Source organism: Pantoea sp. BL1 (genome assembly GCF_000963985.1).
In the GTDB taxonomy this organism is placed as follows: Bacteria; Pseudomonadota; Gammaproteobacteria; order Enterobacterales; family Enterobacteriaceae; genus Pantoea; species Pantoea rwandensis_B.
Genome location: NZ_JZRH01000061.1, coordinates 37,379 through 49,616, shown reverse-complemented (window position 1 = coordinate 49,616; position 12,238 = coordinate 37,379). Strand labels below are relative to the sequence as shown.

Below are 12,238 nucleotides of genomic sequence, written 5' to 3'. Positions count from 1 at the left end.
ATTTATTTAATGAGTATGGACAACCACCCCGGTTATTTGGCTTAAGTTTTATTTATGGCTTAAAACGGTTTAATCAGGCACAAAATTGCGTCTCTTCTAACGTTTGGTCCTATTGCCTGACCGTTTTCATTGATATACGATGCGCCAATTGCCACTGCTTCTGGCTGCTAAAATGAAAGTCCATTTATCTGCCGACTATCAGTCGGAAACCTGGTTCTATCCAGTTTATACACTGGCGGGCCAGCTGACTGCGGTCGAGCTGGTGACGCAATTCGTCCACGACAGCGCACCAATTACGCTGCCGCAGGATTTGCTGTTGCCGCAATTAGACGATGCGCAGCAATTACGGTTAATGCAGAGCCAGCTTTCTTTACTGGAAAAGTACCGTGACTTTTTTGAGCTACATCAAATTATCGCTCTGGTTCGTATTGATGATTCGATGGCGTTAACGCTGCTTGAAAGTGAATTTCTGTTAAGGAAATTTAAACAACTTCCTTTTATTATTCTCGATATTAGCGAAACGTTTCCGCAATTAGCGCGCGGAAAAGCGCAGCCACTTTTGGCCACATTACAGCAGGAATTCCGTTTATCGCTTTCCCAATTTGGTGCGGGTAAAGCACCTGCGACCGCAGTTTACGATAATCTCTTTAGTGTACTGAAACTGGATAAAACCTTTATACAAGGCCTGGCTAAACGTGCATCTTTTACACCCTTTATCCAAACGGTCATCGATAATTTCTCAGATTATGCCGATCAGCTCATAATATGTGGTGTTGACGATAACGCCATGCTGGAGAAAGTCAGCACGCTGAGCGGAGCTCAACTGCAAGGCAATTTGTTCCCGGTTGTCAAAGCGGAACGGTTAGGTGATCTTATTTATCCTGATGTGACTTCGCACACCCCTTCACAGCAGTAGTCCTTTCAACTGTCATCCGCTGACGCCCAGCGTTACACTGAACCCTATTCTTTAAACTCACTGTCGGTGCTTTTCGTGTGCACCTTCTGGAGTGGTGATGCAATTTATTAACAGCTGGCAGCAAGAGCTGTCGGGATGCTATACGGCGCTGATGCCAACGCCGTTGGAAGGCGGGCGCCTGTTCTATCATAACGCGCCGCTGGCGACAGAAATGGAACTGGATGTCGGGCTCTTCACTGGGCAGGGGCATGGCGTCTGGAGTGGTCGTGAGCTACTGCCAGGTATGGCACCGCTGGCACAGGTTTACAGCGGACATCAATTTGGCGTGTGGGCCGGCCAACTGGGCGATGGGCGTGGCATTCTGCTGGGCGAACAGCAATTGACGAACGGACGTAAACTCGACTGGCATTTGAAAGGGGCGGGATTAACGCCCTATTCGCGTATGGGGGATGGCCGGGCGGTGATTCGCTCCAGTGTGCGTGAGTTCCTGGCTTCGGAAGCGCTGCATCATTTGGGGATTCCCACCACTCGCGCGCTGGCGCTGGCGATTGGCGATGAGCCGGTGTTGCGTGAAACGCAGGAACGCGGGGCAATGCTGATGCGCATCGCTGAGAGTCATCTGCGTTTTGGTCACTTTGAACATTTTTACTATGGCGGCGAGCAGGATAAGGTCCGGCAACTGGCGGATTACGCCATTCATCATCACTGGCCGCAGCTAAGCGATGACGCTGACCGCTATGTGCTGTGGTTTACCGATATCGTGAAACGCACCGCCAGCCTGATCGCCCAATGGCAGAGCGTAGGCTTCGCGCATGGCGTGATGAACACCGACAACATGTCGATCCTCGGACTGACGCTGGATTATGGTCCGTATGGCTTCCTTGATGATTATCAGCCCGGATTCATCTGCAATCACAGCGATTATCAGGGGCGTTATTCCTTTGAGAATCAGCCGATGATTGGTTTGTGGAACCTCAACCGTCTGGCGCATGCATTGTCAGGGTTGATGAGCACGGAGCAGTTAAAACAGGCGCTCAGCCAGTATGAAACGGAACTGATGCGGGTCTGGGGTGAGAAGATGCGCGCTAAACTGGGTCTTCTGACTGCCAATGCCAATGACAACGCGATTCTGACGCAACTGCTGTCGCTGATGACACAAGAGCGAAGCGATTACACGCTGACCTTCCGCTTACTGAGTGAGACGCAGCAGCATCAACAGCGTTCGCCGCTGCGTGATGAATTTATCGACCGCGAGGCGTTTGACCACTGGTACGACGGCTATCGTCAGCGTCTGCTGCAGGATGAGGCATCAGATGAACAACGTCAGCAGGTCATGAAAGCGGCCAACCCGGCGCTGGTGTTGCGCAATTATCTGGCACAGCAGGTGATTGAAGAAGTCGAGCAGGGTGAGAAGGCGGCGCTGGAGCGGCTCCATCTGGCCTTACAGCAGCCATTTGATGATGCGGCCGTCAGCGCAGAGTTACGCCAACGGCCGCCAGAGTGGGGCAAAACGCTGGAGGTGAGTTGCTCCAGCTAAGGTGATTAAAAACGGCTGTCGACCGCGGCAGCCAGTTTCTCCAGCACTTCGGCGCTGTCTTCCCAGCTCAGGCAGGGATCGGTAATGGACTGACCGTAGTTTAACGGTTCACCGCTCACCACTTTCTGATTGCCTTCCTGCAGGAAGCTTTCAATCATCACGCCTGCGACCGCACGTGATCCCGTACGAATCAGTGCTGCCACATCATCCGCAACATCGCGCTGGCGACGATGCTGTTTCAGGCAGTTACCATGGCTGAAGTCGATGATCAGCTGTTCCGGCAAATTAAAGTCACGCAGATTTGCGGCCGCGGCCGCGACATCTTCGGCGTGGTAGTTAGGTTGACGACCACCGCGCAGAATGACATGACCATGCGGATTGCCGCTGGTCTGATAAATCGTCATCTGACCGTGCTTATCCGGCGAAAGGAACATATGGCTGACGCGTGAGGCGCGAATGGCATCCACCGCGATTTGCACATTGCCGTCCGTACCGTTTTTAAAACCAACGGGGCACGACAGTGCCGAAGCCATTTCTCGGTGGATCTGACTCTCTGTGGTGCGTGCACCAATGGCGCCCCAGCTGATCAGGTCAGCAATAAACTGGCCGATCACCATATCGAGGAACTCGGTGGCGGTCGGCATACCGGTGGCGTTGATATCCAGCAACAGTTTACGGGCAATGGCGATGCCGCGATTAACGTCGAAACTGCCATCCAGATCCGGATCTGAGATCAATCCTTTCCAGCCGACTACCGTGCGCGGTTTTTCGAAGTAAGCGCGCATCACGATTTCCAGACGGTCCTGATAACGTTCGCGTAACACGTTGAGGCGTTCGGCATATTCCAGCGCGGCTTTAGGGTCGTGTAGCGAGCACGGGCCGATAATCACCAACAGGCGTGGATCTTCGCCGGTTAAAATGCGTGCAATACGCTGGCGCGCAGCGGTGACGGTGGCCGCCACCTCCGGTGAAATGGGGTGTTCTTGCGCAAGCGCAGCGGGCGTTAGCAGGCTGCCGATGCGCGCAGTACGCAGTTCATCAGTCTTGTTCATTGGGATTCTCAAAATCTGTTCTTCGCAACGGTGAAATACCGGGAAGTGATGATGGTCACAATAAACCAATAGGCCGCGAATTCAACCCGCTAAAAAGAAAGGTGAGCGAAACAAGACGGAAGCCAGGCTTTACGGCCTGGCGTACAGATTAATACATGCTGCGGCGCAGACCCATAATGTCGAGGATTTTGGTGGCAATCTCCTCGACCGAATAGTTGGTACTGTTAAGGTAACGAATCTGATGCGTGCGGAAGAGCGCTTCCACTTCTCCCACTTCGAGCCGGCACTGGCGCATTGAGGCATAACGGGTATTCTCTGCACGCTCTTGCCGAATCGCCGCCAGACGTTCAGGATCGATAGTTAATCCAAACAGCTTATGTTGATGGGCGCGTAACGCCGGCGGCAATTTTAGGTTATCCATGTCATCGGCGATAAAGGGATAGTTTGCCGCACGTACACCAAACTGCATGGCCAGATAGAGGCTGGTGGGTGTTTTGCCACAGCGAGAGACGCCGAGCAAAATCACCTGCGCATCCTCCAGACCACGCAGTGAGATACCATCATCGTGCGCCAGGGTGTAATCAATGGCGGCAATACGCGCATCATATTTGCCGAGATTGCTCGCCGTCAGACCATGGGTTCGGTGCGCCACTGGCATTGAAGCAACGCCCAGTTCACTTTGCAACGGGCCCACTAATGCCTGCACGATGTCCTGACAAAAGCCTTCGCTTTCCAGAATGATTTCGCGCACATCCGGGGTGACGATGGAAAAGAACACAATCGGACGTACGCCGCTTTGCTGATACAGCGCGTTAATCTGCGCCTTAACCGCCTGAGCTCGCTGAACATTCTCAACAAAGGGCAGGGTCACGCTATTGATGTTCACAGGGAATTGCGACAGAACGGCATGCCCCAATACCTCCGCGGTAATGGCGGTACCGTCTGAAATGTAGAACACACTGCGCTCAGAGCTCATAGGCGAAATCCCCTCTCATTTACTTTTGCGTAACAATGTCATTGCTGATATTTCATTTTAATTAAAAATAAAATGAAATATCCATATCATTAGCGCTTTTGCTGGAATTTGATTTGTGTGATGAACAATATTAGATGAAATGCTGTTTTGAAAACGGCTATTTCCCCGCAATTTTTATCACAAGGTAAAAATAAAGTCTGAATCTGTTGCGCAACAAAAAGCAATGGCTAACCCTCTGAAAAGGGGAAAAATATCGTTGCGAACATGTTTCAGCATTAAATAAGCCCGTTGCGCAACGCGAGTACTAACAGGTACTAGTCCGATTTTGCGTTTCTTTTTCTGCTTTAACGATTCAACACTTAGTCTTTATTAATTGATTGTGCCAGGCTGTTTTGGCGAATAGCAAATTGTTCCATGTGCTCCAATCATTTAAATGAAGGATAATCTCAATGTCCAATCAAGACCAACAGTCGCTAGTGCTCTGGTACAACCAGCTTGGCATGCATGATGTTGATCGGGTGGGGGGCAAGAATGCTTCCCTGGGAGAAATGATTACTAACTTGTCGTCACTGGGCGTCTCCGTGCCCAACGGCTATGCCACGACATCTTACGCCTTTAATCTGTTTCTCGATCAAAGCGGACTGAACCAGCGCATTTATGATTTGCTGGACAAAACGGATATTGATGATGTTGAAGAGCTGGCTAAGGCCGGTAAACAAATTCGTCAATGGGTTGTGGACACGCCATTCCTGCCTGAGCTGGAAGAGGCGATTCGTACTGCCTATGAGCAACTCTCCTCTGATGATGCCGACGCTTCCTTTGCGGTGCGATCATCCGCCACCGCGGAGGACATGCCCGATGCCTCGTTTGCGGGGCAACAGGAGACGTTCCTTAACGTGCAGGGCTTCGATGCGGTGCTGGTGGCCGTGAAGCACGTGTACGCTTCCTTATTTAACGATCGTGCGATCTCCTATCGTGTGCATCAGGGTTACGACCATCGTGGCGTTGCCCTGTCAGCCGGTATTCAGCGCATGGTGCGATCCGATCTCGCCTCTTCCGGCGTGATGTTCACTATTGATACTGAATCCGGTTTCGACCAGGTGGTCTTCATCACCTCGGCGTTTGGCCTCGGAGAGATGGTGGTGCAGGGGGCGGTCAACCCGGATGAGTTCTATGTGCATAAACCGACGCTGGCAGCCAATCGCCCGGCCATCGTTCGCCGCACCATGGGCTCCAAAAAGATTCGCATGGTATATGCCGATTCTCAGGAACACGGTGAGCAGGTGCGCATTGAAGATGTCGATCAGGAGCAGCGAGACCGCTTTAGTCTGACCGATGAAGAAGTGCAGGATCTGGCGCGTCAGGCGGTGTTGATTGAGCAGCACTACAAACGCCCCATGGATATCGAGTGGGCCAAAGATGGTCACACCGGCAAATTGTTCATTGTGCAGGCGCGTCCGGAAACTGTGCGGTCTAACGGTCAGGTGATGGAGCGCTATAACCTGCAAGGGAAAGGCAAGGTGCTGGTCGAAGGCCGTGCCATCGGCCATCGCATTGGCGCGGGTGAAGTGAAAGTGATTCATGACATCAGCGAAATGCACCGCATCGAAAAAGGTGATGTGCTGGTCACTGACATGACTGACCCGGATTGGGAACCGATCATGAAGAAAGCCTCCGCGATTGTCACCAATCGTGGCGGCCGTACCTGCCATGCGGCGATCATCGCGCGTGAGCTGGGCATTCCTGCTGTCGTTGGCTGCGGTGATGCCACCGACCATCTGAAAGATGGGCATAAGGTGACCGTTTCCTGTGCTGAGGGCGACACCGGTTATGTGTATCAGGATCTGCTGGACTTTGAAGTCACCAGTTCGCAAGTGGATACCATGCCGGACCTGCCACTGAAAATCATGATGAACGTCGGTAACCCGGATCGCGCCTTTGACTTCGCCTGTTTGCCGAACGAGGGTGTCGGTCTGGCACGTCTGGAATTTATCATCAACCGTATGATCGGCGTGCACCCGAAAGCCCTACTGGAATTTGACCAGCAGACACCGGAATTGCAGCAGCAGATTCGTCAAATGATGAAAGGTTTCGACGATCCGGTTGAGTTCTACATCGCCCGTCTGACCGAAGGGATCGCGACCCTGGGTGCGGCCTTTGCGCCGAAGCGCGTCATTGTGCGCCTCTCAGACTTCAAATCGAACGAATACGCCAACCTGGTGGGTGGCGAGCGTTACGAGCCAGAAGAAGAGAACCCGATGCTGGGCTTCCGTGGCGCGGGGCGCTATGTGGCGGACAGCTTCCGCGACTGTTTCGCGCTGGAGTGTGAAGCCGTGAAACGTGTGCGTAATGAAATGGGTCTGACTAACGTCGAGATTATGATTCCATTTGTGCGCACCGTTGACCAGGCGGCGGCCGTGGTGGAGGAACTCGGTAAGCAAGGTCTGAAGCGCGGTGAGAACGGCTTGAAAGTGATCATGATGTGTGAAATACCATCAAACGCCTTACTGGCTGAGCAGTTCCTGCAGTACTTCGATGGCTTCTCTATCGGTTCAAACGATATGACGCAACTGGCGCTGGGCCTGGATCGCGATTCTGGTGTGGTCTCGGCGCTGTTTGATGAGCGCAACGATGCCGTGAAGGCGCTGCTGTCGATGTCAATTCAAGCCGCGAAGAAACAGGGTAAATACGTGGGAATTTGCGGGCAGGGCCCTTCAGACCATGAAGACTTTGCAGCATGGTTGATGGAGCAGGGGATTGATAGCCTGTCATTGAACCCGGATACCGTGGTGCAAACCTGGTTAAATCTGGCGGAATTGGATGCTGCTAAGCAGTAATCAGACATCAATTAGGACGCGTTCGGGGTAAATCTGAAGCGTCCTTGATGAAATCATTAAGGCCAGCGCTGCTGGCCTTTTCTTTATCCATAAAAAATACAAAAAAAAAGCCCATCACAGGGGATGGGCAAAGACTACACACAGCAATTCTTCACTTTACTCAGGGGAAAAAGGTTGTTTAAAAATCAGTGGTTTGATCTCAAACATAGGATTCATGTTATTCATCAGGCTTGCTGGCGTCTTTAAGAATCCTCTTATTAGTTTAAAGCTGATAATCTTTTCTGTGCTTTTTTAACGGTTGCGCCTGATGATTCAGTTCGAAAAATAATCATTCCGTTAGCCAAATCCACCTAAAGCGCCTAAATCTGCGTTTTTTCTTAAAAATCGCTTATGAAAAATAAAGGGTGTTGCAGGCAATTATGTGACAGCGATTAAGTTGCTTTCAGCGCGCCAGGTAAGGCAAATCAGGAGTGGGAGAAGAAGGCGGTGCATTTATCTGCACCGCTCGTGGAAAAGGCCTGCTTTAAGGTTGCTCTTCCTCGTGTTCGGCAAGAGCTTCGATGGCCGTTTGCGGGTCATCATCCGGAGCAGGTGCTTCATGCATCCACACGGAAACCAGACGATAGGACACGGCTAATACCACAGGACCAATAAACAGCCCGATCATGCCGAAGGCGATCAATCCACCGATAACACCGGAAAGGATCAGAATCATCGGCAGATCTGCACCCATGCGAATCAGCATCGGACGTAACACGCTATCGAGCGTACCCACCACACAACTCCACACCAGTAATATCGTGCCCCAGGTGGTATCGCCACTCCAGTAGAGCCAGATGATGGCCGGTACCAGCACCACTAACGGCCCCAACTGCACCAGGCATGTCAGAATCATCAGCACGGTGAGCAGAGTGGCGTAAGGGATGCCGGAGATTGCCAGGCCAATACCGCCCAGCACACCCTGCACCAGCGCCGTCACCACCACGCCCAGCGCCACGGCACGAATCGCTTGCCCGGCCAGCAGCACCGCCGCATCGCCGCGACGTCCGCCCATGCGATAAGCAAAGTGGCGAATGCCGTGGCCGACCTGCTCACCGCGCCAATAGAGCAACACGCTAAATAGCAGCATGACGGCGAGGTGAATCATAAAGCGGCCGAAGTGGCCGGCCTGTGCCACAAAGAAGCCTGTGGTGCGACCAATGTAAGGTTGCAGCTGATTCAGAATCGCTGTACCGCCGCCATCGACCATTTTGTGGTAGCTGGAGTAGGTTTTGTTGCCGACATAAGGAATCTCACGCAGCCAGACAAAGTCCGGGAAAACCAGATGGCGTTGCGTTGCCCAGGCGATGACCGGCGCGCTGTTGTCGATCAGGCTACTCACCAGCAGGGCAATCGGAATAATAAACAGCAGCAGTAATAGAATGGTCATGGCGATCACCGCCAGCGATCGTCGTCCCCACAGCAGATGCTGCAAACGGATCATTAATGGCCAGGTCGCAATCACCACCATGCTGGCCCAGGCAAAGCCCAGAATAAAGGGTTGTACCACCCACAGGCAGGCGATGATCATGATGAGAATGAACATCAACGAGAACAGCAGTTGCGGTAGATCCATACCGCGTTGCAGGCTTTTCATCACAACGTTTTGACCTCAATTAATCCTTCGTGGTGGACCGCGGGGGCCCTGATCAATGATGAGCTATTTCCTGAAAATTAAACAGAAAAAAGCAGGGCGCGCGAAGGTCTTTCCTGAAAAAACAGCAGGCGATAAAAAAATATGATAAAACCAATGGTTGAAAAAAAATAACCACGCAAACGTTTACAACATCTCGGTCACGCAATAATGATCCCACAGATTTCCCAGGCGCCAGGCCTCGTTCAACTGGTGCTGACATTCCTGCAGTCATTAAAAGAACAAGGCTTCACCGGCGATACCGCCACCAGTTATGCCGATCGTCTCTCGCTTTCTACCGATAACAGCATTTATCAGCTGTTACCCGATGCCGCGCTATTTCCGCGTTCGACGGCGGACGTGGCGTTAATCGCGCGTCTGGCAGGCGAAACGCGGTTTAACAGCCTGGTGTTTACCCCACGCGGCGGCGGAACGGGTACCAACGGTCAGTCACTCAATCAGGGCATTGTGGTCGACATGTCGCGCTACATGAATCGCATCCTTGAAATCAATCCTGAACAGGGCTGGGTGCGTGTAGAAGCAGGCGTGGTGAAAGATCAGCTCAATGCCTGGCTGAAGCCTTATGGATTCTTCTTTTCGCCGGAGCTCTCCACCAGTAATCGCGCTACCTTAGGTGGCATGATCAATACCGATGCATCCGGGCAGGGTTCGCTGGTGTATGGTAAAACCTCGGATCACGTGGAGGGATTGCGGGCGGTTCTGCTCGGCGGCGATATCCTGGATACCCGCGCGATGCCTACCGAACTGGCTGAGCAATTAGCAACAACACCGACAGCCGAAGGGCGCATCTATCATCAGGTGTTAATTCGCTGTCGTGATCAGCGTGACCTGATTCTGGATAAATTCCCTAAGCTTAACCGCTTCCTAACCGGTTATGACTTGCGTCATGTATTCAGCGATGACATGCAAACCTTCGATCTGACGCGCTTGTTATGCGGTGCAGAAGGGACGCTGGCCTTTATTACGGAAGCGCGTCTGGACATCACGCCGATCCCTAAAGTGCGTCGTCTGGTGAACATCAAGTACGACTCCTTTGACTCTGCGTTGCGTAATGCCCCTTTCATGGTGGAAGCCAAAGCGCTGTCAGTGGAAACCGTGGACTCTAAAGTGTTGAATCTGGCACGAGAGGATATTGTCTGGCACTCGGTAAAAGAGCTGATTACCGATGTGCCGGATAAGGAAATGCTCGGTCTGAATATTGTTGAATTTGCCGGTGACAACGGCGAATTGATCGAACAGCAGGTCAACAGCTTGTGTGCTCGGCTGGATGAGTTGATGGCGCAGCAGCAGGGCGGTGTGATCGGCTATCAGCTGTGTAATGATTTAGGCGGTATCGAGCGCATCTATAATATGCGCAAAAAAGCGGTGGGCTTGCTGGGCAACGCCAAAGGGCGCGCTAAGCCGATTCCGTTTGTGGAAGACACGGCAGTACCGCCAGAACAACTGGCGGATTACATTGTCGATTTCCGTGCTTTGCTCGATAGCCATGGCCTGAGTTACGGCATGTTTGGTCATGTGGACGCCGGTGTTCTGCACGTGCGTCCGGCGCTCGACATGTGCGATCCGCAGCAAGAGATGCTGATGAAGCAAATCTCCGACGAAGTGGTGGCGCTGACCGCGCGCTACGGCGGATTACTGTGGGGTGAACACGGTAAAGGATTCCGCGCGCAGTACAGCCCGGAATTTTTTGGCGAGACGCTGTTCAACGAACTGCGCGCGATTAAAGCGGCCTTCGATCCTGATAATCGCCTGAACCCTGGCAAGATTTGCACTCCGCTGGGCAGCAACGAGCCGATGATGCAGGTGGATGCGGTGAAACGCGGCACTTACGATCGTCAGATTCCGGTCACGGTGCGAACTGACTGGCGCGGCGCCATGGAGTGCAACGGCAACGGCTTATGCTTCAACTTTGATGCGCGTAGCCCGATGTGCCCATCGATGAAGATTACCCGCAACCGTATCCATTCGCCGAAAGGACGCGCGACGTTAACGCGTGAATGGTTGCGTTTGCTGTCAGAGCAGGGCGTTGATCCCTCTCAGCTGGAACAGGCGCTACCGAAACAGGGGGCCAGCCTGCGCACACTGATCCAACGCACGCGTAATTCCTGGCACGCGAAGCAGGGCGAGTATGACTTTTCTCATGAAGTGAAAGAGGCGATGTCAGGCTGTTTAGCCTGCAAAGCCTGTTCGACGCAGTGCCCGATTAAGATTGATGTCCCGGGCTTTCGCTCGCGCTTCTTGCAGCTTTATCACACGCGCTATTTGCGTCCGGTGAGCGATCATTTGGTTGCCACCGTTGAGAGTTATGCGCCTTTGATGGCCAAAGCGCCTAAGGTGTTCAACTTCTTCCTTAAGCAACCGTGGGTACGCGATCTCAGTAAAACCCACATTGGCATGGTCGATCTGCCGTTGCTTTCATCGCCAAGTCTGAAACAGCAACTCGGTGGGCATCCAGCCATGAGCCTGACGCTGGAACAACTGGAAGCGATGGATATCGCGCAGCGTGAAAACTGTGTGCTGGTGGTGCAGGATCCGTTCACCAGCTATTACGAAGCACAGTTGGTGACCGATTTTGTCAAATTGATTGAAAAGCTGGGCTATCGTCCGGTGTTATTACCCTTCTCACCGAACGGTAAAGCGCAGCATGTGAAAGGCTTCCTGCAGCGCTTTGCGCGCACTGCCGGTAAAACCGCCGAGTTTCTAAATCGTGTCGCCCAATTGGGGATGCCGATGGTTGGGGTCGATCCCGCAACGGTGCTGTGTTATCGCGATGAATATCAGGAAGTGCTGGGTGAGCAGCGTGGTGAGTTCAAGGTGCAACTGGTCCACGAATGGTTGCAGCAGGCCCTGAATGCGCGCGCGGTGCAGACTGCCAGCGGCGAGGCCTGGTATCTGTTTGCGCACTGCACTGAAGTCACTGCGCTGCCCTCCACGCCGAATCAGTGGCAGGAGATCTTTGCGCGTTTCGGTGCGAAGCTGGAGAACGTCAACGTCGGGTGTTGCGGTATGGCGGGGACGTACGGACATGAGAGCAAGAACCTCGAAAATTCGCTGGGCATCTACGAACTCTCGTGGCATCCGCAATTACAGAAACTGCCACGTCAGCGTTGTCTGGCGACAGGTTTCTCCTGTCGCAGCCAGGTTAAACGCGCCGAGGGCAACGGCATGCGCCATCCGCTGCAGGCATTACTGGAAATGATGTAAACAAATTGTAGGAGTCGTCACAA

General features: G+C 52.9%; 7 protein-coding genes and 1 other RNA gene. 4 read left to right on the top strand and 4 right to left on the bottom strand.

Annotated features, from left to right (window positions below):
• Window positions 1–172: 172 nt before the first annotated feature.
• The gene (locus tag VH86_RS22930; RefSeq protein ID WP_045834256.1) at window positions 173–916 is read left to right on the top strand and encodes an EAL domain-containing protein; all 744 of its coding nucleotides are present in this window, start codon (window positions 173–175) and stop codon (window positions 914–916) included.
• Between the two features lie 97 nt (window positions 917–1,013).
• Window positions 1,014–2,453: a protein adenylyltransferase SelO gene (locus VH86_RS22925; RefSeq protein WP_045834214.1), complete on the top strand. Its 1,440-nt coding sequence runs from the start codon at window positions 1,014–1,016 to the stop codon at window positions 2,451–2,453.
• A gap of 5 nt (window positions 2,454–2,458) precedes the next feature.
• Here the strand turns inward: VH86_RS22925 and VH86_RS22920 are convergent, their stop codons facing one another.
• Entirely contained in the window at window positions 2,459–3,505 is a 1,047-nt protein-coding gene (locus tag VH86_RS22920) for a 3-deoxy-7-phosphoheptulonate synthase (protein ID WP_045834213.1), read from the bottom strand.
• 148 nt (window positions 3,506–3,653) lie between these two features.
• The gene (locus VH86_RS22915; protein ID WP_045834212.1) at window positions 3,654–4,481 is read right to left on the bottom strand and encodes a pyruvate, water dikinase regulatory protein; all 828 of its coding nucleotides are present in this window, start codon (window positions 4,479–4,481) and stop codon (window positions 3,654–3,656) included.
• 449 nt (window positions 4,482–4,930) lie between these two features.
• On the opposite strand from VH86_RS22915, the gene ppsA reads away from it, so the two are divergent.
• The gene (gene ppsA, locus VH86_RS22910; RefSeq protein ID WP_045813971.1) at window positions 4,931–7,318 is read left to right on the top strand and encodes a phosphoenolpyruvate synthase; all 2,388 of its coding nucleotides are present in this window, start codon (window positions 4,931–4,933) and stop codon (window positions 7,316–7,318) included.
• A gap of 99 nt (window positions 7,319–7,417) precedes the next feature.
• Here ppsA and rprA read toward each other — a convergent pair.
• An RNA gene (gene rprA, locus VH86_RS25325) (antisense sRNA RprA) lies at window positions 7,418–7,525 on the bottom strand.
• A 316-nt stretch (window positions 7,526–7,841) separates the two neighbouring features.
• Window positions 7,842–8,954 carry an AI-2E family transporter YdiK gene (ydiK, locus tag VH86_RS22905; RefSeq protein WP_034821692.1) on the bottom strand — a complete coding sequence of 371 codons (1,113 nt, stop codon included), beginning with the start codon at window positions 8,952–8,954 and terminating at the stop codon, window positions 7,842–7,844.
• A 207-nt stretch (window positions 8,955–9,161) separates the two neighbouring features.
• Here ydiK and VH86_RS22900 point away from each other — a divergent pair, with 207 nt between their 5' ends.
• Window positions 9,162–12,215 (top strand): FAD-binding and (Fe-S)-binding domain-containing protein, encoded by a 3,054-nt coding sequence (locus VH86_RS22900; RefSeq protein ID WP_045834211.1) that lies wholly within the window; start codon window positions 9,162–9,164, stop codon window positions 12,213–12,215.
• Window positions 12,216–12,238 lie beyond the last annotated feature (23 nt).

Coding starts and splice junctions, on each gene's coding strand:
- VH86_RS22930 (WP_045834256.1), top strand. CDS start 173: ATGAAAGTCCATTTATCTGCCGACTATCAGTCGGAAACCTGGTTCTAT.
- VH86_RS22925 (WP_045834214.1), top strand. CDS start 1,014: ATGCAATTTATTAACAGCTGGCAGCAAGAGCTGTCGGGATGCTATACG.
- VH86_RS22920 (WP_045834213.1), bottom strand. CDS start 3,505: ATGAACAAGACTGATGAACTGCGTACTGCGCGCATCGGCAGCCTGCTA.
- VH86_RS22915 (WP_045834212.1), bottom strand. CDS start 4,481: ATGAGCTCTGAGCGCAGTGTGTTCTACATTTCAGACGGTACCGCCATT.
- ppsA (WP_045813971.1), top strand. CDS start 4,931: ATGTCCAATCAAGACCAACAGTCGCTAGTGCTCTGGTACAACCAGCTT.
- ydiK (WP_034821692.1), bottom strand. CDS start 8,954: ATGAAAAGCCTGCAACGCGGTATGGATCTACCGCAACTGCTGTTCTCG.
- VH86_RS22900 (WP_045834211.1), top strand. CDS start 9,162: ATGATCCCACAGATTTCCCAGGCGCCAGGCCTCGTTCAACTGGTGCTG.